The sequence below is a fragment of the Mycobacterium sp. NGS63 genome, from assembly GCF_059812295.1.
This window is the reverse complement of the sequence record NZ_JCALCJ010000004.1, coordinates 357410-381830: the sequence shown is the minus strand read 5'-3', so window position 1 is coordinate 381830 and position 24421 is coordinate 357410. Positions and strand designations below refer to the sequence as shown.

The window sequence follows — 24421 nt, the reverse complement described above, 5'->3', positions numbered from 1 at the left end:
GCCGGAAAGCCTATCGGAGCCGCCGCGGGTTACCCTCACGTGTACTCGATCGCCGCCCGCCGACGCAAAGGATTTGGAACCCCGAGGTGCTTGCCCGACATCTCCCGCGAGGGCTTCGGCGCGGGTCGTGCGCGGCGCTGGCTGCCGCGCTCGCGGTCGGGCTCGGCGGCTGCGGCAACACCGACTCGTGGGTCGACGCGTCGGCCGCGCAGGGCTGGCCCGCGCAATACGGCGACGCCGCCAACAGCGGCTACACCGCGACCTCAGGCGCGGCCAAGCTGTCACTGCAGTGGACGCGGTCGGTCAAGGGCAGCCTGGCGGCCGGCGCGGCGCTCAGCGCGCGCGGCTACCTCGCCCTCAACGGGCAGACCGCGGGCGGGTGTTCGCTGATGGAGTGGGAGAACAACGACAACGGCCGCCAGCGCTGGTGCGTCCGGCTGGTCCAGGGCGGCGGCTTCGCCGGCCCGTTGTTCGACGGCTTCGACAACCTCTACGTGGGTCAGCCGGGGACGTTCCTGTCGTTCCCGGTGACCCAGTGGACACGGTGGCGACAGCCGGTAATCGGGATGCCCACCACCCCAAGGTTTCTCGGCCACGGCCAGCTGCTCGTCGCCACGCATCTGGGACAGGTGCTGGTCTTCGACTCCCATCGCGGCGAGGTGGCCGGCAGCCCACTGGATTTGGTGGAGGGCGTGGACCCCACCGACGCGACGCGCGGATTGGCCGATTGCGCCCCGGCCCGCCAGGGCTGCCCGGTCGCGGCGGCACCGGCGTTCTCCCCCACCACCGGGACCGCGGTGCTGGGCGTGTGGCAGCCGGGCACGCCGGTGGCCGGGCTGGTCGGGCTGAAATACCACGCCGGCCAGTCCCCGCTGCTCAGCCGGGAATGGGCCAGCGACGCCGTCGAGGCAGGCGTGATCGCCAGCCCGGTGTTGTCGGCCGACGGGTCGACCGTCTACGTCAACGGCCGCGACCAACGGCTGTGGGCGCTGCGCGCCGCCGACGGCAAGCCGAAATGGTCTGCGCCGCTGGGCTTCTTGGCGCAGACGCCGCCCGCGGTCACCCCGCAGGGACTGATCGTGTCGGGCGGCGGCCCCGACACCCGCCTGGCGGCCTTCAAGGACGCCGGCGACCACGCCGACCCGCTCTGGCGCCGCGACGACGTCACGCCGCTGTCGTCGTCGAGCCTGGCCGGCGGGGGCGTCGGCTACGCGGTGGTCGCCGGCCCGCCCGCCGACGGCGCGCCCGGCATGTCGGTGCTGGTCTTCGATCCGGCCAACGGCCACACCCTGGGCAGCTATCCCCTCCCGGCGGCCACCGGTTATCCCGTCGGGGTCTCGGTCGGCAACGATCGCCGGATCGTCGCCGCCACCAGCGACGGCCAGGTCTACGGCTTCGCGCCGGCCTAGGCGCTAAATCGCCAGCGGCGGAACGGCATTGCGCGGCACCTGCGCCTGCACCGGTCCGGCAAACGCCGGCAGCATCTCGCCCGGGGCGAAGTAGAAGATCAGCTGGTCGTCGGTGATCGCGAAGTTCTGGTAGTGCGACGGGTCCAGCCCGGTGGACGGCAGAATCGTCACCCCCAACGGGCTTTGCCGGTTCAGGTCGCGCTGCACGATCGGGTAGATGGCGTCCAGCGGCGTGGTGCCCGGGGCGAACAGGTTGTCGAAGGTGATCGGCTGCTTGGCCCCGAGGTTGTAGTTGAACGCCTTGTACCAGGTCGACGTGCGTGATCCGCCGACGTCCTGGAAGAACTTGAGCACCACGCTGCGCGTGTTGTGCGGCGGCTGGCCGGCGGTGTGCTGCTCGGTGGTGGCCTCCATCTGGTAGGGCTGGTCACGTGCGCCGGACCCCTGAGCGACGTTGACGAACCCGTCGCGGTTCTGGGTGACGTAGTCGGCCAGCGCCTGCTCGTCGGGATAGTCGGCGGGAAACGTCATGTTGAGCGTGTAGGTGGGGCCGGTGGCGTGCACGCGACACATTTGCCCGGCCTCGATGGTGCCGCCCAGGCCGGCGCACGACGGCTCGGACACCGCGGGCCAGGCCGGCATGACCGCGGCGGCCAGGAGCGCGGTCGCTAACAGGTAACGCATCGTCGGATTGTCCTCGCAAATCAAGGGCGGGGCGCCTACCAGAATGATGCAGCCAGCCTACCGGGAGGGACGGCAGACGAACGCCGTCGCACGACCGGCGGCACCCGAGCCGATGCGCGCGATGACCACCGACAGCGGGCGATCGCCGCGCGGGCGCAGCCGCCGCCGCAGCGCGTCGGGGTCCACGCGCACGCCCCGGACCAGGATCTCCAGCGCCCCACACCCCAGGGCCGCCAGCGTCTGCCGCAGCCGGCGCTCGTCGAACGCCAGCTCCTCGAGCACCTCGAAGCCCCGCACCCCCGTCGGCAGCTCGTCCCCCGACAGGTAGGCGATGTCGGGGTCGAGCTGCCACAGGCCGTGGCGCGCGCCGTAGTGGCGCACCAGGCCGGCCCGCACCACGGCGCCGTCGGGGTCGACGATCCAGCGCCCGGCCGGGCGCACTCCGCACTCGTCCGGTTCGGCGTCGGTGATCTGTTCGCCGAGATCCAGCACGCTGGCCCGGCGGCGGACCCCGGGTGACGCCAGCCCGGCCGACCACAGGCACGCCTCGCGCACCGACCCGCGATGCGACGTCACCTCGATTTCGCCGTCGAACCCCAGCCGCCGCACTCGCTCGAAATCGATTCCGGGCGCGCACTTTACGACGAGATCCCGGCCCCGGTAGACCTCGATCAGCGCGGCCAGCCCGGGCCGGTAGTCGTCGATGCCGAAGCGCCGCCGCCCGTCGCTGCGGCGCGCCGGGTCGACGAGCACGACGGCGTCGCGGGTGACCGGGTGCAGGGCGTCGGCGCGGCACAGGACCGCGCCCACGTTGTGGCGCGCCATCGCCAGCCGCACCGGGTCGATGTCGCTGCCCACGGCACGCACCCCGCGGCGGTGCAGCGCGGCCAGCTCGGTGCCGATCGAGCAGGTCGCGTCGTGCACGAGGCGGCCGGCGAGCCGCCCGGCGCGGTGCAAGGCGACCGGCGCGGCGGTGGCCTGCTGCAGCGCCTCGTCGGTGAACAGCCAGCCGGAAACGTCCAGCTCACTCAGTTTTTCCGAGGCGCGGCGGCGCAGCAGCGACGTCTCGACCAGCACGGCCGCCCGGTCGCCGAACCGGGCGCGCGCCGCGGCGATGTCGGCGAGCCGGGTGGCGTCGCTCAGCTCGAGGCCGGCAACAACGGCCAGCGCCGCGGCGCCCGGCTCCGACCGCAGATAAGCGACGTCGTCGCCATCGAACCGCAGCCCATTCAGGACGGTTTGACCCCGGTGACCATCACGTTGTAGAACCAGCCCTTCGGCACCAGGTGCCGCCAGATGTTGGCGTCCACCCAGCTCAGGGTCTTCCAGCCGTTGAAGGCGAACTTGGCCCAGCCCCAGCCCAACCGCCCGGGAGGCACCGCGCATTCGAACGTGCGCAGCGGCCAGCCCAGCATCGCGGCGGTGAACTCCACGGTGGCCGTGCGGGCGTCGACCGCGCCGGCGTTGGTGGCCATGCGTTCCAGGTCCTCCGGGGCGAAGGTGTGCAGGTCGACCAGGGCCTCCAGGGCCGCGGCGCGCGAGGATTCGTCGAGTTCGGCCTGCGGGCGCCGCCAGTCGCCCAGGCCGGGCAGCTTGGTGGCGTTGGTGACGGCGCGCCAGGTCAGCGTGGACAGCGTGCGCGCGTAGGTGTCGCCGACGCTGGTCGGCTCGCCGGCGAACACGAACCGGCCGCCCGGGCGCAGCACGCGGATCACCTCGCGCAGGGCGAGCTCGACGTCGGGAATGTGGTGCAGCACGGCGTGGCCGACGACCAGGTCGAAGGTGTCGTCGTCGTACGGGATGCGCTCGGCGTCGGCCACCCGGCCGTCGACGTCGAGACCAAGCGACTGACCGTTGCGGGTGGCGACCTTGACCATCCCCGGTGAGAGGTCGGTGACCGACCCGCGCCGGGCGACCCCGGACTGGATCAGGTTGAGCAGGAAAAACCCGGTCCCGCAACCCAATTCGAGCGCCCGGTCGTAGGGCAGCTCGCGCAGGACCTGGTCGGGCACGGCGCCGTCGAAACAGTCCCTGGCGTAGTCGACGCAGCGCTGGTCGTACGAGATCGACCACTTCTCGTCGTAGGTCTCGGCCTCCCAGTCGTGGTAGAGCACCTGCGCGAGCTTGCTGTCGTGGCGCGCGGCTTCCACCTGTTCGGCGGTGGCGTGCGGGTTCGGAACGGCGTCGCCGGGCAGGTCGGTACTCGTCGTCATGCAGGGCAGCCTAATCGTCGGGCTGCTGCGGGTCGAAGACGGCGTTGATGCCGGCCTTGGCGGCGGCCAGTGCGTGCGGCGGCCCGTCGAGGAAGCGGCGCGCCCAGGTCGCGGCGGCGTCGTAGACGTCGTCGGGGGCCACCATCTCGTCGATCAGGCCCAGCGCCAGGGCCTCCTCGGCGTCCACGAAGCGCCCGCTGAACACCAGTTCCTTGGCCTTGCTGGGGCCGGCCGCCCGGGCCAGACGGGCCATCCCCCCGCCGCCGGGGACCCGCCCGGCCAGGATCTCGGTGGCGCCGAACTTCACGTTGTCGCCGGCCACGCGCCAGTCGGCGGCCAGGGCCAGGGTCAGGCCCGCCCCCAAGGCGTACCCCGTGATCGCGGCGACAGTCGGCTTCGGAATCGCCGCCACGGCGTCGACGGCCGCGCGGCGCGCGCGGTCCGCGGTCTCGGCCTCCGGCGGGCTCAGCGTCCGCAGCTCGCCCATGTCGTCGCCCGCCGAGAAGATCTCGTGGCCGCCGAAGACGATCACGGCGGCGACGTCGTCGCGGCGGCCCAACTCGTCGGCGGCCGCCACGATCTCGCGGTAGACCTGGCGGGTCATCGCGTTGGTCGGCGGCCGCGACAACAGCAGCATGGCCAGCCCGGCGTCCCGCGAGCCGTCGCTGACCACGACGGAAACGAACTCGCTCAAAACGTCCACCCCATGCCGCCGGCTTCGCGTGCCTGGTGGTAGCGGTCGGAGTCGAAGAACTCGAAAATCCAGTTGTCGCCCTGGATTTCGAGGTGCGGCTGCACCGCGACGATCTGCCGCTCGACGGCCAGCACATCGGCGACGCCGCGGCCGGCCAGCGAGTCCAGCTGCGTCCAGGTCGGCGGCAGCAGGAAGCTGCGGCCGGCGGCGAAGTCGTCGATGGCGGCCTGCGGCGTCGTCCAGCCGACGCGGTCGGATTCGGTGTTCTCCCCGTCGGCCCGCTGGCCCGCCGGCAGGGCGCCGACAAAGAAATAGGTGTCGTAGCGGCGGGTGCGCTCGGCCTCCGGGGTGACCCAGTTGGCCCAGGGCCGCAGCAGATCCGAGCGCAACACCAGGTTCTCGCGGCGCAGGAAGTCCGCGAAGGACAGCGCGCCCGTGGCCAGCTCGTGCCGGGACTCGCGGTACACCGAGGCGTCGCCGACGATGCTGTCCGGATCGTCGGCGGGGCCCGCGAACAGCACGCCCGATTCCTCGAACGTCTCCCGGGCGGCGGCGCAGACCAACGCCTCGGCCAGGTCGGGTTCGATGCCGAACCGCTGCGCCCACCACTGCGGCGGCGGCCCGGCCCACGCGATCTCGGCACTGCGGTCACGGTCGTCGACGCCGCCGCCGGGAAACACCATCACGCCGGCGGCGAACTCCATCTGCGAGTGCCGGCGCATCAGGAAGACGGCCAGGTCCCCCGCCGAGGTTTCGCGGACCAGCATCACGGTCGCGGCCGGCCTCGGGACCAGGGGCGGCGGGTCCTGCGGTGAAGTCATGAGGGTCTCCGGTGGGCTGCACGGGTGCGGATTCGGCGGGCGAAATACCGCCCGTCGGCGACGTCCAACGCGATCGACTGGTTGAACGCGGTGGACAGGTTTTCGGCGGTCAGCACATCGGGCAGCAGGCCCGCCGCGACCACCCGGGCCTCCGAGAGCAGCATGCAGTGGCTGAAGCCGGGCGGCACCTCCTCGACGTGATGGGTGACCAACACCAGCGCCGGCGCGTCCGGGTCGGCGGCCAGGTCGGCCAGCCGCGCCACCAGCTCCTCGCGGCCGCCCAGGTCCAGGCCGGCGGCGGGCTCGTCGAGCAGCAACAGCTCCGGGTCGGTCATCAACGCGCGGGCGATCAGCACCCGCTTGCGCTCCCCCTCCGACAGCGTCCCGTAGGTGCGCTCCGCGAGGTGCTCGGCGCCAAGGCTTTCCAGCATGTCGGCCGCGCGGCCGTAGTCCACGTCCTCATAGCGCTCGCGCCAGCGGCCCAGCACCGCGTAGCCCGCCGACACAACGAGGTCGCGCACCAGCTCGTCGCCCGGGATGCGCTGCGCCAGCGCCGAGGAGCTCAGCCCGATCCGTGCCCGCAGCTCCGACACGTCCACCCGGCCCAGCCGCTCGCCGAGCACGAACGCCACGCCCGACGACGGATGCTCGGCCGCCGCGGCGATGCGCAGCAGCGAGGTCTTGCCGGCCCCGTTGGGGCCGATGATCACCCAGCGTTCATCGAGTTCCACCGCCCAGTCCAGCGGTCCGACCAGGGTGCGTCCGCCGCGGCGCAGCGCCACGTTCCTGAAGTCGATCAGCAGGTCGGGGTCGGCTGCCTCACTTCCGCTTTCGGGCACCCGCCCATCGTGCCGTACCGGCGGCGGGCCTAGTCCGGCGGGATCTCCACCCGGCGCACCTGGCCGTCGACCGCGTCGGCGGCCTCGATCTCCCCGCGGGTGACGCCCAGCAGGAACAGGACCGTGTCCAGGTAGGGGTGGCTCAGCGACGCGTCGGCGACCTCACGCAGCGCGGGCTTGGCGTTGAACGCCACCCCCAGCCCGGCCGCGGCCAGCATGTCGATGTCGTTGGCGCCGTCGCCGACGGCGACGGTCTGCGCCATCGGCACACCCGCCCGCTGCGCGAATTCGCGCAGGGCCTGCGCCTTGCCGGCCCGGTCGATGATCGGGCCTACGACCCGGCCGGTGAGCGTGCCGTCGACGATCTCCAGCTCGTTGGCGGCCACGTAATCGAGCGCCAGCTCGTCGGCCAGCGGTTCGATGATCCGCCGGAATCCGCCGGAGACCACGCCACAGTGAAAACCCAAGCGCCGCAACGTCCGTAGCGTGGTCCGCGCGCCGGGCATCAGCTCCAGCTGCTCGGCGACCTCGTCGATGACCGTCGCGGGCAGCCCGGCCAGCGTCGCCACCCGCTGTTCGAGCGACTGCGCGAAATCCAGCTCGCCGCGCATCGCGGCCTCCGTGATCGCGGCGACGGCGCCCTGGGCGCCGGCGCGGGCCGCCAGCATCTCGATGACCTCGCCCTGCACCAGCGTCGAGTCGACGTCGAATACCACCAGCCGTTTGGCGCGCCGTTCCAGCGTGTAGTCCTCGACCGCGACGTCGACGCCCTCGTCGCCGGCCACCCGGGTCAGCACGTTGCGCAGGGCCCCGTCGGCGCCCGGTGGCACCGAGACCCGCAGCTCCAGGCCGGTGACCGGGTAGTCGGACACGCCGCGGATGAGGTCGATGTTGACGCCCTGCGCCGCCACCTCCCGGGCCACCGCGCCGAACGCGTGGGCGGTGATCGGCCGGCCCAGCACGAAGATGGTGTGCGTGGACGGCTCCCGGATGATCGGCCCGTCGTCGCTGCGCTCGATGCTGACGTCCAAACCCAGTGCGCGGATGGCGGATTCGACGTCGTGGCGTAACTCGCCGCCGTCGGCGACCTCGGGCGGGCAGGACAGCAGGACGCCCAGCGTCAGACGGCCGCGGATCACCACCTGTTCGACGTTGAGCAGGTCGACCCCATGCCGGGACAGCACCTCGAACAGCGCCGACGTCACGCCGGGCTGATCCACGCCGGTGACGGTGATCAGCACCGACACCTTGAGTGGGGAGTTCACTCGCGACTCAGAGCCGTTCGCCGCCGCTACTGTTCATCAGTCGAGCGGTCCGGTTCGGTGCGTGGGCCGAATCCCTTCGGCGACTCCAGGGCCGTGGCGTGGCGCCCCACGTGCGCCTCGGCGCGCAGCCGCTCCACCATGTGCGGGTAGTGCAGCTCGAAAGCCGGCCGCTCCGAACGGATCCGGGGCAGCTCGGTGAAGTTGTGCCGCGGCGGCGGGCAGCTGGTCGCCCACTCCAGCGAGTTGCCGTAGCCCCACGGGTCGTCGACGGTCACGACCTCGCCGTAGCGCCAGCTCTTGAACACGTTCCACACGAACGGGAACATCGACGCGCCCAGGATGAAGGCGCCGATGGTGGAGACGATGTTCAGCGGCTGGAAGCCGTCGGTGGGCAGGTAGTCGGCGTAGCGGCGCGGCATGCCCTGGTCGCCCAGCCAGTGCTGCACCAAAAACGTCGTGTGGAAACCGATGAACGTCAACCAGAAATGCAGCTTGCCCAGGCGCTCGTCGAGCAGCCGGCCGGTCATCTTGGGGAACCAGAAGTAGATGCCGGCGAACGTGGAGAACACGATCGTCCCGAACAGCACGTAGTGGAAGTGCGCGACGACGAAGTAGGTGTCGGTCACGTGGAAGTCCAGCGGCGGGCTGGCCAGCAGCACACCGGTCAGGCCGCCGAGCAGGAAGGTGACCGCGAAGCCGACCGAGAACAGCATCGGCGTCTCAAACGTCAACTGGCCCTTCCACATCGTGCCTATCCAGTTGAAGAACTTGATCCCCGTCGGCACGGCGATCAGATAGGTCATGAACGAAAAGAACGGCAGCAGAACGGCGCCGGTGGCGAACATGTGGTGCGCCCACACCGCCACCGACAGCGCCGCGATGGACAGCGTCGCGTAGACCAGCGTGGTGTAACCGAAGATCGGCTTGCGGGAGAACACCGGGAATACCTCGGTGACAATCCCGAAGAACGGCAGCGCGATGATGTACACCTCGGGGTGGCCGAAGAACCAGAACAGGTGCTGCCACAACAGGACTCCGCCGTTGGCCGGGTCGTAGACGTGGGCGCCGAGGTGCCGGTCGGCGGCCAGCCCGAACAGCGCCGCGGTCAGCAACGGGAAGGCGATCAGCACCAGGATCGACGTCACCAGGATGTTCCAGGTGAAGATCGGCATCCGGAACATCGTCATGCCGGGCGCGCGCATGCACACCACGGTGGTGATCATGTTGACCGCGCCCAGGATGGTGCCCAGACCGGCGACGGCCAGGCCCATGATCCACAGGTCGCCGCCGGCGCCGGGTGAGTGGATGGCGTCGGACAGCGGCGTGTAGGCCGTCCAGCCGAAGTCGGCGGCGCCGCCCGGCGTGATGAAGCCGGCCATCGCCAGCGTGGCGCCGAACAGGAACAGCCAGAACGAAAACGCGTTCAGCCGCGGGAACGCCACGTCGGGCGCGCCGATCTGCAGCGGCAGCACCAGATTGGCGAACCCGAACACGATCGGGGTGGCATAGAACAGCAGCATGATCGTGCCGTGCATGGTGAACAGCTGGTCGAACTGCTCGTTCGACAGGAACTGCAGCCCCGGCGCGGCGAGCTCCGTGCGCATCAACAGCGCCAGCAAGCCGCCGATGAAGAAGAAGATGAAGCACGTGACGCAGTACATGATGCCGATCAGCTTGTGATCGGTGGTGGTGATCAGCTTGTAGACGAGGTTCCCTTTGGGACCGGTCCGGGCCGGGTAGGGACGGACGGCCTCGAGTTCTCCCAACGGGGGGGCTTCGGCTGTCAACAGCTCCTCCAAACATCCGTATCGGACAGGGCCCGAACCCAGTATTGACTCGAATCTTAACCTTCGAACAACTCGCAGTCAGGGCTGGTCCTACAAACTGTCGTAAATGCCGTTGAAGTCGCCGGATGTTAGCGTCGGTGCCGTGTTGGGGAGGCGATCGGTCGCGGCGGCGGCCGTGCTGGCGGCGGCCGTCGCGGCGTGCGGCGGGTGCGGGTCCGACGCCCCGAAGGCGTCGACCCGATCGCTGGTGACACCCACCACCCAGATCGCCGGCGCCGGGGTGCTGGGCAACGACCGGCGCCCCGACGACTCGTGCGCGCGCGACGCCGCGGCGGCCGATGCGGGGCCGGCGACGCGGCAGGCCCACAACGCGGCCGGCGTCGCCCCGGAGACGGTCACGGTCCCGGCGGAGGCGCGGCGCATCGTGGTGCTCTCCGGTGACCAGCTCGACGCCCTGTGCGCGCTGGGCCTGCAGTCTCGGGTGGTCGCCGCCGCGCTGCCGGACGGCGCGCCGGGCCAGCCGTCGTACCTGGGCGCCGCGGTCCGCGGCGTGCCGGGCGCCGGCACCCGCACCCACCCCGACCTGGGCGCCATCGCCGCGGCCCACCCGGACCTGATCCTGGGGTCGGCCGGCCTGACCCCGACGCTGTATCCGCAGCTCGCCGCGATCGCCCCGACGGTGTTTACCGCCGCCCCAGGCGCGGCCTGGCAGGACAACCTGCGCGGCGTCGGGACGGCGACCGCCCGCGGCGGCGCCGTCGACGGGTTGCTCGGCGGCTTCACCCAGCGGGCCACCCAGATCGGGACCAGGCACGACGCGTCGCACTTCCAGGCGTCGATCGTGCAGCTGACCTCCGACGCGATCCGGGTGTACGGGGCCAACAACTTCCCGGCCAGCGTGCTCGGCGCGGTCGGCGTGGACCGGCCGGCCGCCCAGCGGTTCACCGACAAGCCCTACCTCGAGATCGCCGCGACCGACGCCGACCTCGCGAAGAACCCGGATCTCTCGGCGGCCGACGCCGACGTCGTCTACGTGTCGTGCGCCGGCCCGGCCGCCGCGGAGCGCGCCGCCGCCGTGCTGGACAGCGACCCGTGGCGCAAGCTGTCGGCCAACCGCGACAACCGCGTCTACGTCGTCAACGACGAGATCTGGCAGACCGGCGAAGGTCTGATCGCGGCCCGCGGCATCGTCGATGACCTGCGGCTGGTCAACGCCCCGATCAATTAGGCCCCCGGCGTGGGGCAGGCCCACTGAGTGTGAATCCTCGGCTTCGAGCGTGAATCCTCGGCGCAAATCCGGGCCGGAATCCCGCCCTACACGCACACCCGAAGCCATGAGTTCACACCCGGCTGATACGCAGATCACACCCGACGCGGTTGGCCCGAAACCGTTACCTTAGCTAAACTTTTTGAGGACGAACTTTCGAAGAGGATTCCCAAATGACCACTGTTTCGGCGTACGCCGCCACGTCGGCGACCGCACCGCTGACCAAGACCACCATCACCCGTCGCGAGCCCGGCCCGCACGACGTGGCGATCGACATCAAGTTCGCCGGCATCTGCCACTCGGACATTCACACCGTCAAGGCCGAGTGGGGCGAGCCCACTTACCCGCTGGTTCCGGGCCACGAGATCGCGGGCGTGGTGTCCGCGGTGGGTTCCGAGGTCACCAAGCACAAGGTGGGCGACCGCGTCGGCGTGGGCTGTTTCGTCGACTCCTGCCGCGAGTGCAGCAGCTGCCTGGCCGGCCTCGAGCAGTACTGCAAGCGCGGGTCGACGCCGACCTACAACGGCGTCGGCAAGGACGGCCAGCCGACGCAGGGCGGCTACAGCACCGCGATCGTCGTCGACGAGAACTACGTGCTGCGCATCCCCGACGCGCTGCCGCTGGACAAAGCCGCGCCGCTGCTGTGCGCGGGCGTCACGCTCTACTCCCCGCTGCGGCACTGGAAGGCCGGCAAGACCACCCGGCTGGCCATCATCGGCCTGGGCGGGCTCGGGCACATGGGCGTCAAGCTGGGCGCGGCGATGGGCGCCGAGGTGACGGTGCTGTCGCAGTCGCTGAAGAAGATGGAGGACGGGCTGCGCCTGGGCGCCAGCCACTACTACGCGACCTCCGACCCCAACACCTTCACGGTGCTGCGCGACAGCTTCGACCTGATCATCAACACCGTCTCGGCAAACCTCGACCTCGGCCAGTACCTGAAACTGCTCGACGTCGACGGGACCATGGTCGAGCTGGGCATCCCCGAGCACGCGATGGAGGTGCCGGCGTTCCCGCTGGCCGGCTGGCGGCGCAGCCTGTCCGGTTCGCTGATCGGCGGCATCGGCGAGACCCAGGAGATGCTGGACTTCTGCGCCGACCACGGCGTCACGCCGGAGATCGAGGTCATCGAGCCCGGCTACATCAACGAGGCCTACGAGCGCGTGCTGGCCAGCGACGTGCGCTACCGCTTCGTCGTCGACATCTCGAAGCTCTAACCGCCGTTAGCGGAAGCGTTGCCGATACCGGCCAGCGGCCAGCCCGCGGCGGCCAGCCGCGCGGCCACCCGGGCGATGTTCTCCGGGCCGGCGTCGCGCTGCGTCACCCCGGAGATGAAGTCGGCGATCACGTCGCGCTCGATCTCGTCGCCCGGCGCCACCTCTTCGTCGATGGCGTCGACGACCTGCTTGATCTGCTCGTCGGTCAGCGGCGTGCTGCGCAGCAGCTCCAGCGGCGGCACCCGGTCGGGTCCGGGGACGCCGTCGGGGTAGCCGCATTGCAGCCACCGGATCACGGAACGGAAGAACGCGGCCGTCGAGGATGGGGTTATCGCCACGCCCATCAGTGTCAGGGGTAGGGGGCCGGGCGCGCCACCGGGACGTCCGTCGATCCGGACAATTCACGCGCCGTTCATCGCTGGGCTTAGAAGTCCCAGTCCTCGTCCTCGGTGACGACGGCCTTGCCGATGACGTACGACGACCCCGAGCCGGAGAAGAAGTCGTGGTTCTCGTCGGCGTTGGGGCTCAGCGCCGACAGGATCGCCGGGTTGACGTCGGTCTCGTCGCGCGGGAACAGCGCCTCGTAGCCGAGGTTCATCAGCGCCTTGTTGGCGTTGTAGCGCAGGAACTTCTTGACGTCCTCGGTCAGCCCGACCTCGTCGTAGAGGTCCTGGGTGTATTCCACCTCGTTGTCGTAGAGCTCGAAGAGCAGCTCGTAGGTGTAGTCCTTGAGCTCGGCGCGCTTGGCGTCGTCGACCAGGGCCAGGCCCCGCTGGAACTTGTAGCCGATGTAGTAGCCGTGCACGGCCTCGTCGCGGATGATCAGCCGGATCATGTCGGCGGTGTTGGTCAGCTTGGCCCGGCTCGACCAGTACATCGGCAGGTAGAACCCGGAGTAGAACAGGAAGCTCTCCAGCAGCGTGGAGGCCACCTTGCGCTTCAGCGGCTCGTCGCCCTTGTAGTACTGCATGACGATCTCGGCCTTGCGCTGCAGGTTGGGGTTCTCCTCCGACCAGCGGAAGGCGTCGTCGATCTCGGCCGTCGAGCACAGCGTGGAGAAGATCGAGCTGTAGCTCTTGGCGTGCACCGACTCCATGAACGCGATGTTGGTGTAGACGGCCTCCTCGTGCGGGGTCAGCGCGTCGGGGATCAGGCTCACCGCCCCGACCGTGCCCTGGATGGTGTCCAGCAGCGTCAGCCCGGTGAACACCCGCATCGTCAGCTGCTTCTCGTTGGCCGTCAGCGTCCCCCAGGACGGCAGGTCGTTGGACACCGGGACCTTCTCGGGCAGCCAGAAATTACCCGTGAGCCGGTCCCAGACCTCGGCGTCCTTGTCGTCTTGCAGCCGGTTCCAGTTGATCGCCGAAACGCGGTCAATCAGCTTCATGTTTTCGGTCACCAGAACCCCACTTCACCAGACGGTTTTGCCTGCGCACTTGAGACTTCAAACACTACCCCTGGGGTCCGACAAGCCGTGGCAGCACAACACGTTGTGTTTGCCGTGTCGTGCTCGCACTGCTCGCGCCCTGTTGCTAATCCAGGCCGACCTCTCGCAAGGTGTGCGTGAGGCCCTCCTCGAGGGCGCGCAGCGCGATGTCGGTGAGGCGACTGAGTTCGTCGACGTCCTCACCGCCGTTGCTCATCCAGGCCTCGAGCGACGCGAAGACCGCCGTGGCCAGGCTCTGCGCGGCGATGTCGGCGATCATGGCGCCCTCGGCGCTGGGCGCCGAACGTTCATGGATGAACCGGCCGATCTCGTCCGCGACCTGATCGCGCATCCGCCGGATGTGGGTGGTGATGATGTCTTGGTCGAGGTCACGCGACCGGATGGTGGCCGCCTCGCGGACCATCGCGAAATCAAAAGGAAAGGCGTCCATGGCTTTTCGCACCGACGCCGCGATGGGTTCCCCGTGCGGACGCACCGCCAGCGCGCGGGCGAACCATTCGAATCCGATGTCGTAGTCGGCGAAGATCACCGCGTGCTTGGACGGGAAGTGCCGGTAGAAGGTTCGCTCGGTGACCCCGACGTCGGCGGCGATGTCGGAAACGCTGGTCTGGTGCACACCGTCGGCGACGAAGCGCTTCATCGCCGCCTGTATAAGCGCCTGACGCGTGCGCTGGCTACGAGATTCCACGGTCTAAGGAGACACCAAATGTCACCATTGACGCAAATATGTCACATGTGACATTGTCCGTTGGAGCCGAGCGATCACCACCGAAGGAGCCAGCATGGCGGACTACGACGCGATCATCATCGGGGCGGGCCACAACGGTCTGGTCGCCGCCAACGTGCTGGCCAAGGGCGGGGCGAAAGTGCTTGTGCTGGAACGCGCGCACTTTCTCGGCGGGATGGCCGCCACCCGCGAACTCTTCGACGGCTACAAGCACAGCGTCGGCGCGTGGGCGGTGCTGATCTGGCGCCAGGAGATGACCGAACGCCTGGAGCTCACCAAGTGGGGCTTCGAGCTCATGGACCAGTGGACGTCGACGTGCACGTTCGGCGACGAGGCCGACACCCCGTTCGTGATGTACAACGACCTCGAACGCATGGCGCGCCACCTGCTCGATGACCATGGCGCCGAAACCGCGGCCGCGCTTGGCGGCCTGTTCGCCCACATCGGCCGGTTCGCACCGTATTTCGTCGACTCGGCGTTCGGTCCCCCGCTGGACATCATCGAGGTGATCGCCTCCCAGCCCACGCCCGAGGATCGCCACGATTTCGCCCAGATGTGGTACGGCAGCACGATGGACACGGTCCGGCGTTTCCTGGCGCCCGACCAGGGCCGCTGCATCCAGGGCTCGCTGGCGGCGATGTCCATCGACGCCTTCGACGGCGGTCCTTGGACGCCGGGCTCGAACGCATCGACGCTGTATCACTACCTGATCGGCGGCGGAAACGTGGAATACATCATGCCGCGCGGCGGTATCGGTTCGCTGAGCACGGCGCTGTGCCGCCGCGCCGAATCACTGGGCGCCGAGGTGCGAATGAAGGAACACGTCAAGCAGATCCTGGTCACCGACGGCCGCGCCACCGGAGTCGAATTGCGCGACGGCACAACGATTTCCGCCGATGCCGTGCTGTCCTCGCTCGACCCGTACACCACTTTCGTCAACCTCGCCGGCGCCCAGAACTTTCCGCCCGACTACATCCGCAAGATCAAGGAGATCAACTTCAACCTGGGATACATCCAGGCCCACCTGACCATCGACCAGGCTCCACAATGGATCGAGCGGCTCCAACCCTTCATGCAGGACAACGGGCGCTGGTGTCCCACCGTCGCGTATGCGCCGTCACCGGAATACATCAGCGACGCGTGGGAGCAGTACCGCAAGGGGCAGCTCCCCGACGCGCCGCCCACCTACCTGTACATCCCCAGCATGGTCGACTCGTCGCTGGCCCCGGAAGGCAAGCACAGCGCGACCATCTTCACGCCGTACTTCCCCACCGGGCTCGACGCCGACGAAAACCGAAGCTGGAAGGAGCAATACGCCGACACCTGCGTGAGCATCTTCGACAAATACGCGCCCGGGTTCGCCGACTCCGTCACCAACCGAGTCGTCTTCTCCAACCGCTACTTCGGCAGCACCTTCAGCGCGCATGCCGGCGACTACTCTCATGGCCTGCTGCAGCCCAACCAGCTGTGGACCGGTCGCGTCGTCGAGGGCGAGGATAAGTTCGCCACGCCGGTCGACGGGCTCTACCTCTGCGGGCAGTGCACGCACCCCGGCCCCGGGGTGACCGGCATCCCCGGCTGGAACGGCGCCGAGGCGGCCCTGAAGCACTTGAACGCCCGCGTCGGATAGGGCCTGAGGCCTAGATGGCTGGTTGGGACCGAGACGCCGCCAGCGGTCGGCTGCTGCGGTGACATCGGCGTGGTGCCGTGGGTCCTTCTTTTCCACTACCCCGAAACTCGACCAAGTTGTATGCAACCGCCCACCCTGGATGTACCATTTGGTACATGATTACCGAGGACAGCATCGAGATCGACGCGCCGCCGCAGGTGGTGTGGGAGGTGTTCAGCGACGTCGAGCGCTGGCCCGAGTGGACGGCTTCGGTGACGTCGCTGGCCGCGGTGGACGGGCCCGGGCTGGCGGTCGGGAAACGGTTCGCGATCAAGCAGCCCCGCATGTCGAAGCTGGTCTGGACGGTCACCGAGGTCGACCCCGGCTCATCGTGGACGTGGGTGCAGCGCGCGCCCGGCGCGTCGACCAGCGCCCACCACGACGTGATCCCCCGGCCCGGCGGCCGCACCCTGGTGCGCCAGCGGCTCGACCAGCGGGGCGTACTCGGCGGCCTCGTCGCGCGGCTCATAGGCTCGATGACCAAGCGCTACCTCAAACTCGAGGCCGAAGGACTCAAGGCCCGGTCTGAGCAACTCAGCCGCGCCAATGGCTCGCACCCCTGACACGCAACGGCGCGGGCAACTCCTCGACGCGCTGGTTGACGAGTTCGCCGCGGGCGGCGTCGGTGACCGCTCGCTGCGCGACGTGGCCGCCGCCGTCGGCACCAGCCATCGAATGTTGCTGCACCACTTCGGGTCTCGCGAGGACCTGCTGGTCGCGATCGTCGAGGAGGTCGAGCGCCGCCAGATGGCGCTGCTGCCCGAGCTGCCCATCAGCCCGGCGGAGGGTTTCGCCGCCATGTGGGCCGACGTGCGGAGACCCGAGCTGCGACAGGCCGAGCGTCTGTTCTTCGAGTGCTACGCCCGCGCCGCGCAGGGCGAAAAGCCTTTTGCCGCAATGGTCCCCGACGCCGTCGACGGCTGGCTCGACCAGGTCCGAACCATTACCGGCGGCGCGTTCGACCCCGCCATGGCGAGGCTGGGTTTGGCCGTAATCCGCGGCCTGCTACTGGATCTCGTGGCCACCGACGACAACGCCGGCGTCGACGCCGCCGCACAGGCCTTCGCGGAGCTGCTCAGCCGCCAGGAAGCGTCAGTTGGCGGTGTAGACGATCAGGACGTCGGTCTTGGCCCTGCGGGAGACTTCGGACGGGACTGATCCCAGCAGTCGCCCGGCGACGCTGCTGAGCCCGACGTTGCCGACCACCATCAGGTCGGCGTGGACCTCCTCGGCCAGCTGCACCAGCGCGTTAACGGGGGCGCCGACGACCGACTTCTCCTCCACGTCCTGGACCCCAGCTTGGTGCGCCCGTTCCCTGGCGTCCTGCAGGATCTTGTAGAACGGGGCCTCGCCCACCGTCCGATAGTCCTGGCCGTGGTCGCTGCCCGGCGGGATGGCGTAGCGGCCGCGCTCCTGGGGGACGGGCAGATGCGCCGTCGCGACGATCAATTTCGCGCCGTGTTCCGCGGCGATCGCGGCCGCGCGGTCCACCGCGCGCAGCGACGAGTCCGAGCCATCCGTGCCGACCACGACGGTCTGATAAGCGCTCATTTGCCTAGCTTTGCAGGGTCGCCGAAGAACTGGTACTCCTCGGGTTTCACCGAGCGGGTCGCCCGCCAGTACTCCCAGGTGTAGCCGCCCCACAGCACGGTGTTGCGGCCGTGCTCGTCGAGGTACCAGCTGCTGCAGCCACCGCTGTTCCACACCGACGGGCCCAGCCTGCGCTGCAGCTCGTCGTTGAAGCGGTCCTGCGCGGCGCGGGTCGGGGCCAGCGCCTGAGCGCCGAGCTTGTCGCAGGTCTTGATCGCGTCGGCGACGTAGTGGATCTGGGATTCGATCATGAACACCACGGAATTGTGCCCCAGCCCGGTGTTGGGCCCCAGCAGAAAGAACAGGTTGGGCACGTCGGCGACGGTGATCCCGCGGTGCGCGCCGATGCCCTCGCGGTTCCAGCGGTCGACCAGGTCCTCGCCATGCCGGCCCTTGATCTGGACGTAGGTGTAGGAGTCGGTGACATGGAAGCCGGTGCCGTAGACGATCACGTCGACCTTGCGCTCGCGCCCGTCGGCGGTGACGATCCCGTCGGGCGTGATCCGGGCGATGCCCTCGGTGACCAGCTCGGTCTTCGGGTTCGCGACGGCGCCATAGTACGTGGAGGAGTTGAGGATTCGCTTGCAGCCGATGCGGTAGTGCGGGGTCAGCTTGCGGCGCAGCTCACGGTCCTTGACCGAGCGGCGAATGTTGTATTTGGCGTAGGCTTCGATGAATTTCAGCGCGCCCGGCCGCTTGGTCATGCCGATCGCCAGCGCCTCCTGACCCCAGTAGATGGCCAGGCGCACCGCCGCGCGCAGCCCGGGGACGTTCTCCATGGCGCGGCGCAGCGCGACGGGCAGGTCGGGGTTGGAGCGCGGCACCACCCACGGCGGGGTGCGTTGGTAGAGCTGAAGTTCGGCGACCTGCTCGACGATTTCCGGCACGATCTGGATCGCGCTGGCGCCGGTCCCGATCACCGCCACCCGCTTGCCGGTCAGGTCCACGCTGTGGTCCCACTCCGCGGAATGGAAAGCGGCACCACGGAATTCGTCACGGCCCTCGAAATCCGGGATGGACGGGATGTGCAGCGCGCCGGCCCCCGAGATCAGGAACTGGCCGACGTATTCGCGCCCGTCGGTGGTGAACACGTGCCAGCGGTGCTCGTCGTCGTCCCAGTGGCCGCGGTCGACCAGCGAGTTGAACTCGATGAAGCGGCGCAGCCCGTACTTCTCGGTGACGCCCTGGAGGTAGTCCTGGATCTCGGGCTGATAGGAGAACGGGTTCTTCCAGTCCGGCTTGGGCTCGAACGAGAACGAGTAGAGGTGCGACGGGATGTCGCAGGCGCAGCCGGGGTAGCTGTTGTCGCGCCAGGTGCCGCCGATGTCGTCGGCCTTCTCCAGGACGACGAAGTCCACGCTGTGCTTTTGCAGCTCGATGGCCATGCCCAGCCCGGAGAACCCGGTCCCGATGATGATGGCGCGGGTGTGCACCGGCTGGGGCGCCTCGGTTGCCGGGTTGGCTTGTGTCATCGCATCGGTCACGCTGAATCGGTCTTCCTGTTTAGTTCACGCAAATACCCAGTACTCAGGGTATCGGATATGTCAACGCGGCGGTCAGCTGGCGGCGGGGTTGCTGGGGACGACGCTGTGGATCGGCTGGTCGGGGTCCATCGTGATGCCGAGCGCCTCGGCGGTGCCGACGATGACGCCCATCATGATGGTCGTCAGGTGGGCGACGAACTGCTCGCGGGGCATGCGCCGCGGGCTGTCGGGGTCGGGACCCAGCCACCACTCGGTGGCCGACGCGGCCGACCCGAACGCGGCGTGCCCGGCCAGCTCGATCGCCGCGTGGTCCAGCTCCATCTCGCGCAACTCGTTGTCGAACATGTCGGCCAGGGCCAGGGTGATCCCGCGGCCCTCCTCGAGGATCTTGGGGCTGGCCGCGGAGCGGCCCTGGATGAAGACCCGCAGCACGTTGGGGTGCTTGTCGACCAGGTTGACGTACTCCTCGACTGCGCGCCGGGTGACCTCGCGCGACGAGTCGGTCTTCAGGTCGATGGACGCAAAGATCGCCCCCCACAGCATGTCGCGCAGGCGCTCCCCGATCGCCTGGAACAGGTCGGACTTGTCGTGGAAGTGCCGGTAGATCTTCGGCTTGGCGGTGCCGGCCTCCTCGGCGATCTCCCGCACGCTCAACTCGGGTCCCAACCGGTCGATGGCGCGGAACGCGGCGTCGACGATCTCGCCGCGCACCTTCTTGCGGTGCTCGCGCCAGCGTTCGCTGCGCGCGTCGACCTTGGCCCCGGGCTTGACGCTCGGGTGGGGTGGTCGGGGAATTCTCACCACATCAAGCACCATACCGCGCGGGCACCGCTGACCTCGGCAAACCGCGCGGCCCTCGGCCCGCCGAGCGTGAATTTCGCGACGCGACACGCCGCGAAGCCGTCGCGACGTTCACACTCGTCGCGCGCGTTTGTCACCACCGCAGCATCGGGAACGGCCGGAGCGGATGAGTGGCCGCATAGCCGAGGAGCCCACGCGCCAGGAAAGCGTGGAATCCCCGGTAGGGCAATTCCTTCACAACCCCGCTGACGAAGGATCGCTGAAGGCCACCGGGCAACAGTCCGCGGCTGACGTCGACGCGGTCGGCGATGCGAAACGTCTCGTTCAGGGGGTCGCCAACGGCGCGCAGCTTGTGGTGTTCGGTGATCATCGTTCGTGCCTGGCCAACTTCGCTGATGCCGAACTCGTCGGCCAAGCTCGACGCGAGGTCGGCGGACGGCTCGAGGTAGTCGAACGTGCCTGCGGTCCAGATGCCCAGGTCGTGCACCGCCCACGCGAGCGCCACCCAGTCAGGAACCGGGGCACCGGACAGCGCCTGGTGGTAGGTCAATCCCCGATACACATGATTGCGGTAGGCAGGAAGGTCGGTCGCCAACGCGTCCGCGTAACGCTGCAGCACGGCGTCGACGATCGGATGCGTGGTAACGGCGGTCACTGGACCCTCGCGTCCTGCGGCCCTACAACATGCAGGAGACGCAACCCTCCACCTCAGTGCCCTCCAGCGCCATTTGCCGCAGCCGGATGTAGTACAGCGTCTTGATTCCCTTGCGCCAGGCGTAGATCTGCGCCTTGTTGACGTCGCGGGTGGTGGCGGTGTCCTTGAAGAACAGCGTCAGGCTCAACCCCTGGTCCACATGCTGGGTGGCCGCGGCGTAGGTGTCGATGATCTTCTCGTAGCCGATCTCGTAGGCGTCCTGGTAGTACTCCAGGTTGTCGTTGGTCATGTACGGCGCCGGGTAGTAGACCCGCCCGATCTTGCCCTCCTTGCGGATCTCGACCCTCGACACGATCGGGTGGATCGATGACGTCGAGTGGTTGATGTAGGAGATCGACCCGGTCGGCGGCACCGCCTGCAGGTTCTGGTTGTAGATGCCGTGCGCCTGAACCGATTCCTTCAACCGCTTCCAGTCGTCCTGGGTGGGGATGCGGATGCCGGCGTCGGCGAACAGCTGACGCACCTTGTCGGTCGCCGGCTCCCACACCTGGTCGGTGTAGCGGTCGAAGAACTCGCCCGACGCGTACTTGGAGTTCTCGAAACCCTTGAAGTGCGTGCCACGTTCGATCGCGATGCGGTTCGACGCCCGCAGCGCGTGGTAGAGCACCGTGTAGAAGTAGATGTTGGTGAAGTCGACGCCCTCCTCGGACCCGTAGAAGATCCGCTCGCGGGCCAGGTAGCCGTGCAGGTTCATCTGCCCCAGCCCGATGGCGTGGGAGTCGTTGTTGCCCTGCTCGATTGAGGGCACCGACGTGATGTGGGTCTGGTCGCTGACGGCGGTCAACGCGCGGATAGCCACCTCGATGGTCTGCGCGAAGTCCGGCGAGTCCATCGTCTTGGCGATGTTCAGCGACCCCAGGTTGCACGAAATGTCCTTGCCCACTTTGGCATACGACAGGTCCTCGTTGAACAGCGACGGTGTGGACACCTGCAGAATCTCCGAGCACAGGTTGCTGTGCGTGATCTTGCCGTCGATGGGGTTGGCGCGGTTCACCGTGTCCTCGAACATGATGTACGGGTAGCCGGACTCGAACTGCAGCTCGGCCAGCGTCTGGAAGAACTCGCGCGCCTTGATCTTGGTCTTGCGGATGCGCGCGTCGTCGACCATCTCGTAGTACTTCTCGGTCACCGAGACGTCGGCGAACGGCACACCGTAGACCCGCTCCACGTCATACGGCGAGAACAGGTACATGTCCTCGTTCTTCTTGGCCAGCTCGAAGGTGATGTCGGGGATCACCACGCCCAGGCTCAACGTCTTGATCCGGATCTTCTCGTCGGCGTTCTCGCGCTTGGTGTCCAGGAAGCGGTAGATGTCGGGGTGGTGCGCGTGCAGATACACCGCGCCAGCGCCTTGGCGCGCCCCCAGCTGGTTGGCGTAGGAGAACGAATCCTCCAGGAGCTTCATGATCGGGATGACGCCCGACGACTGGTTCTCGATGTTCTTGATCGGCGCCCCGTGCTCGCGAATGTTGCTGAGCAGCAACGCGACTCCCCCGCCGCGCTTGGACAGCTGCAGCGCCGAGTTGATAGACCGGCCGATCGACTCCATATTATCTTCGATGCGAAGGAGGAAGCAATTGTGCACAACCGTGCCGCGAATCGTGTAGGTGTGCGTGGCCTCGACGTGAAGGTTGTACACCTTCTCCGGAACTTCCTGCGTGCGCTTTAGTTCGCGGATTCCGTAGACGTGCCTTCCATACACGACGCGATAAGTTGTGCGCGAGGTCCCCTTCTGGCCGACGTAGTTGTGGAGGTTCTTGCCCACGTCGAAGATGAAGTCTTCGTTGGCCCCAGGCAGACCGGGTACGAACACCTGTCCCGTCACATTGCCCGATTGGTTGACGTATTGGCGGACTCTGGACACGATCCCGTTGCGGCGCAACAGTAGCTGCACCTGATCGATCAGCTGAGGATTCACCAGGTCGAGAACCATTCCGCCGGCGGTGCTGCACCCGTCCCCGCGGAACAACCCGGCCAGCAATCCACGCTGAAACTCTTCATCGGCCGTTAAGACGTCGTTCGACAACCGCTTTGAGTGATATCCCGTGCCGACCAGGGAGAGGAATAGCGACGCAACGATCTTGCTGTTGCAAATCATGCGCACCGACTGGTCGGACACACTCTGGTGAACGGCGAGATCCGCCGCAAAGACGCGCTTGAATGCCGCCGCCAACTCCTGCTGGTACAACAATTCGTGTGTGCCGATCGTGAAGTGAATGCCGTTCGGAGTCCGGTCCGTGGGCCCTGATCGCTTGGAGATATGGCCTTCGGCGACGTACCAGCCAAGCAGAAGACCGAGGTCGTACGACTCTTCAACGTAGCGATTGACCGACACGAAGCGCATGTGGTGGCGCTGCTTGTTGCGGTGTTTCCGATCGGTGTTGACCTTACGGATGAGCCCGTCGACCTCTTCGTAATCGCCCGCGCCGGCGTACTCCATCAGGTCGTAGACCCGTCGCGACCGTTCCTCCAGCGGCGCTGCCGTGACGATGAAGTCTGTGGGGCGAATGTCTTTGGCGGCCAACCAAACGAATCCGTCGAAGGCGTCAGCTCCGTCGCCGTCGATAAGTGTCTGCACATCGCGTGTGGTCCACACCAGAATCGGATGCTCCGGAGTGCACAGAATCGGCTCCCTGTGCCCGAAGTGCGAGATCGAGATGAGTGCTCGGTCGTTGGGGTTCTCCATGACGGACTCGACGACCGAGAAGGACCCATCGTGCGAAAGCACCCGGTCACCCGCCCGCAACGTCTCGATTGCCTTTGGGCCCTCGGGTGTATCCACCGGAGTTCCGGCCGGGAAACATGAAACCGGCTCTCCGCGTTGCTTTTTCCCGGAATTCAAGAACGTCGGAGTGGCCGGCTGGAACCGGCCGTCGATGATCTCGTCGACCAGCTTCTCGGCCAGGCCGACGTCGCCGGCCGCCAGCGTCAGCGCGACCATCACGACGCGGTCCTCGAAGCGCTCCAGGTAGCGCTTTCCGTCGAACGTCTTCAGCGTGTAGGAGGTGTAGTACTTGAACGCGCCCAGAAACGTCGGGAAGCGGAACTTCTTGGCATACGCGCGATCCAGCAGCTCCTTGACAAAGTTGCGCGAGTACTGGTCGAGAACCTCACGCTCGTAATAGTTCTCGCGGATCAGGTAGTCGAGCTTCTCGTCCTGGTTGTGGAAGAAGACGGTGTTCTGGTTGACGTGCTCGAGGAAGTACTGGCGCGCCGCGAGCACGTCCTTGTCGAACTGAATCCTGCCGTCCTTGTCGTACAGATTCAGCATCGCGTTCAGCGCGTGGTAGTCCGTCTCTTCGGACACCACATGCGCGGCGGCGGTTACAGGCTCTGCAGCGACGGTTGGTGGCACGTCTGTTCCTTCCAGAAGTCGGCGAGACCGGCGCGGACGGCATCCACGTCGTCCGGGGTTCCCATCAGTTCGAAGCGGTACAGGTAGGGGACGCCGCACTTGCGGGAGATGACGTTGCCCGCGTAGGCGAATTCGGCCCCGAAGTTGTTGTTGCCCGCGGCGATGACGCCGCGGATCAACGACCGGTTGTGTTCGTTGTTCAAAAAAGCGATGACCTGTTTGGGGACGTAGCCCCCGGCGTTGAGGTCCGGTGTCGCGTGGCCGCCGCCGTACGTCGGCACGATCAGCACGTACGGCTCATCGACCTCGATGCGTCCGTGCAGCGGTATCCGTGTGGCGGGAACACCCAGCTTCTGCACGAAGCGGTGGGTGTTCTCCGACACGGAAGAGAAATAGACCAGGCTGCGCCGCGTGACGTCCATGGCACCGCAACCCCTTTA

Annotated in this window: 22 protein-coding genes and 1 pseudogene; 6 read left to right on the top strand and 17 right to left on the bottom strand. The window is 68.0% G+C overall.

Going from position 1 to position 24421, the window contains the following annotated elements; translation table 11 throughout:
• The first annotated feature begins 86 nt into the window (after positions 1-86).
• The gene (locus AC5Y4Z_RS12405) at positions 87-1409 is read left to right on the top strand and encodes an outer membrane protein assembly factor BamB family protein (protein ID WP_499964062.1); all 1323 of its coding nucleotides are present in this window, start codon (positions 87-89) and stop codon (positions 1407-1409) included.
• A 3-nt stretch (positions 1410-1412) separates the two neighbouring features.
• On the opposite strand, the gene AC5Y4Z_RS12400 is transcribed toward AC5Y4Z_RS12405, so the two are convergent.
• The 8 genes and pseudogenes from AC5Y4Z_RS12400 to ctaD form a co-directional block, all read right to left on the bottom strand.
• Complete coding sequence (locus AC5Y4Z_RS12400) at positions 1413-2093, bottom strand: esterase (protein ID WP_499964060.1); 681 nt, start codon at positions 2091-2093, stop codon at positions 1413-1415.
• 57 nt (positions 2094-2150) lie between these two features.
• A complete protein-coding gene (locus tag AC5Y4Z_RS12395) occupies positions 2151-3389 on the bottom strand; it encodes a class I SAM-dependent methyltransferase (RefSeq protein WP_499964801.1) in 1239 nt (412 codons plus the stop codon).
• Positions 3323-4306, bottom strand: coding sequence for a class I SAM-dependent methyltransferase (locus AC5Y4Z_RS12390; RefSeq protein ID WP_499964058.1), 984 nt, complete (start codon positions 4304-4306; stop codon positions 3323-3325). Before AC5Y4Z_RS12390 ends, AC5Y4Z_RS12395 begins: the two co-directional genes overlap by 67 nt.
• Before the next feature lie 31 nt (positions 4307-4337).
• Positions 4338-5000 (bottom strand): annotated as a pseudogene (locus tag AC5Y4Z_RS12385) (enoyl-CoA hydratase); the annotation flags it as partial.
• Positions 4997-5821 (bottom strand): NUDIX hydrolase, encoded by an 825-nt coding sequence (locus AC5Y4Z_RS12380; RefSeq protein WP_499964056.1) that lies wholly within the window; start codon positions 5819-5821, stop codon positions 4997-4999. The gene AC5Y4Z_RS12380 and the pseudogene AC5Y4Z_RS12385, both read right to left, overlap by 4 nt.
• Complete coding sequence (locus AC5Y4Z_RS12375) at positions 5818-6660, bottom strand: ABC transporter ATP-binding protein (protein ID WP_499964054.1); 843 nt, start codon at positions 6658-6660, stop codon at positions 5818-5820. The genes AC5Y4Z_RS12380 and AC5Y4Z_RS12375 overlap by 4 nt, the downstream gene beginning before the upstream one ends.
• Before the next feature lie 29 nt (positions 6661-6689).
• The gene (gene serB / locus AC5Y4Z_RS12370) at positions 6690-7925 is read right to left on the bottom strand and encodes a phosphoserine phosphatase SerB (RefSeq protein WP_499964051.1); all 1236 of its coding nucleotides are present in this window, start codon (positions 7923-7925) and stop codon (positions 6690-6692) included.
• Between the two features lie 26 nt (positions 7926-7951).
• A complete protein-coding gene (gene ctaD, locus AC5Y4Z_RS12365) occupies positions 7952-9712 on the bottom strand; it encodes an aa3-type cytochrome oxidase subunit I (RefSeq protein ID WP_499964048.1) in 1761 nt (586 codons plus the stop codon).
• Positions 9713-9857: 145 nt separating this feature from the next.
• Between ctaD and AC5Y4Z_RS12360 the strand changes: the two genes are divergently transcribed.
• Together AC5Y4Z_RS12360 and AC5Y4Z_RS12355 are read left to right on the top strand one after the other, a co-directional pair.
• Positions 9858-10940 (top strand): iron-siderophore ABC transporter substrate-binding protein, encoded by a 1083-nt coding sequence (locus AC5Y4Z_RS12360; RefSeq protein ID WP_499964799.1) that lies wholly within the window; start codon positions 9858-9860, stop codon positions 10938-10940.
• Between the two features lie 212 nt (positions 10941-11152).
• Positions 11153-12193, top strand: a complete 1041-nt coding sequence (locus AC5Y4Z_RS12355; RefSeq protein ID WP_499964046.1) for an NAD(P)-dependent alcohol dehydrogenase — start codon at positions 11153-11155, stop codon at positions 12191-12193.
• Here AC5Y4Z_RS12355 and AC5Y4Z_RS12350 read toward each other — a convergent pair.
• The 3 genes from AC5Y4Z_RS12350 to AC5Y4Z_RS12340 form a co-directional block, all read right to left on the bottom strand.
• A complete protein-coding gene (locus AC5Y4Z_RS12350; RefSeq protein ID WP_499964797.1) occupies positions 12190-12489 on the bottom strand; it encodes a DUF3349 domain-containing protein in 300 nt (99 codons plus the stop codon). The genes AC5Y4Z_RS12355 and AC5Y4Z_RS12350 overlap by 4 nt on opposite strands.
• A gap of 128 nt (positions 12490-12617) precedes the next feature.
• A complete protein-coding gene (gene nrdF / locus AC5Y4Z_RS12345; RefSeq protein WP_325424180.1) occupies positions 12618-13592 on the bottom strand; it encodes a class 1b ribonucleoside-diphosphate reductase subunit beta in 975 nt (324 codons plus the stop codon).
• A 133-nt stretch (positions 13593-13725) separates the two neighbouring features.
• Positions 13726-14328, bottom strand: coding sequence for a TetR/AcrR family transcriptional regulator (locus tag AC5Y4Z_RS12340; protein WP_499964044.1), 603 nt, complete (start codon positions 14326-14328; stop codon positions 13726-13728).
• 94 nt (positions 14329-14422) lie between these two features.
• Between AC5Y4Z_RS12340 and AC5Y4Z_RS12335 the strand changes: the two genes are divergently transcribed.
• From AC5Y4Z_RS12335 to AC5Y4Z_RS12325, 3 genes are all read left to right on the top strand, one after another.
• Positions 14423-15997, top strand: a complete 1575-nt coding sequence (locus AC5Y4Z_RS12335) for a phytoene desaturase family protein (protein WP_499964042.1) — start codon at positions 14423-14425, stop codon at positions 15995-15997.
• Between the two features lie 155 nt (positions 15998-16152).
• Positions 16153-16599: an SRPBCC family protein gene (locus AC5Y4Z_RS12330; protein ID WP_499964040.1), complete on the top strand. Its 447-nt coding sequence runs from the start codon at positions 16153-16155 to the stop codon at positions 16597-16599.
• A complete protein-coding gene (locus AC5Y4Z_RS12325) occupies positions 16583-17194 on the top strand; it encodes a TetR/AcrR family transcriptional regulator (protein WP_499964038.1) in 612 nt (203 codons plus the stop codon). The genes AC5Y4Z_RS12330 and AC5Y4Z_RS12325 overlap by 17 nt, the downstream gene beginning before the upstream one ends.
• On the opposite strand, the gene AC5Y4Z_RS12320 is transcribed toward AC5Y4Z_RS12325, so the two are convergent.
• From AC5Y4Z_RS12320 to nrdI, 6 genes are all read right to left on the bottom strand, one after another.
• A complete protein-coding gene (locus tag AC5Y4Z_RS12320; RefSeq protein ID WP_499964035.1) occupies positions 17129-17587 on the bottom strand; it encodes a universal stress protein in 459 nt (152 codons plus the stop codon). The two genes, AC5Y4Z_RS12325 and AC5Y4Z_RS12320, sit on opposite strands and share 66 nt — an antisense overlap.
• Positions 17584-19098: a flavin-containing monooxygenase gene (locus AC5Y4Z_RS12315; protein ID WP_499964033.1), complete on the bottom strand. Its 1515-nt coding sequence runs from the start codon at positions 19096-19098 to the stop codon at positions 17584-17586. The genes AC5Y4Z_RS12320 and AC5Y4Z_RS12315 overlap by 4 nt, the downstream gene beginning before the upstream one ends.
• 84 nt (positions 19099-19182) lie before the next feature.
• On the bottom strand, positions 19183-19914 hold the full coding sequence (locus AC5Y4Z_RS12310) for a TetR/AcrR family transcriptional regulator (RefSeq protein ID WP_499964031.1): 732 nt from the start codon (positions 19912-19914) through the stop codon (positions 19183-19185).
• 130 nt (positions 19915-20044) lie between these two features.
• Complete coding sequence (locus tag AC5Y4Z_RS12305) at positions 20045-20566, bottom strand: hypothetical protein (protein ID WP_499964029.1); 522 nt, start codon at positions 20564-20566, stop codon at positions 20045-20047.
• A 22-nt stretch (positions 20567-20588) separates the two neighbouring features.
• On the bottom strand, positions 20589-23981 hold the full coding sequence (gene nrdE / locus AC5Y4Z_RS12300; RefSeq protein WP_499964027.1) for a class 1b ribonucleoside-diphosphate reductase subunit alpha: 3393 nt from the start codon (positions 23979-23981) through the stop codon (positions 20589-20591).
• Entirely contained in the window at positions 23951-24403 is a 453-nt protein-coding gene (nrdI, locus tag AC5Y4Z_RS12295; protein ID WP_499964025.1) for a class Ib ribonucleoside-diphosphate reductase assembly flavoprotein NrdI, read from the bottom strand. Before nrdI ends, nrdE begins: the two co-directional genes overlap by 31 nt.
• Positions 24404-24421: the final 18 nt, after the last annotated feature.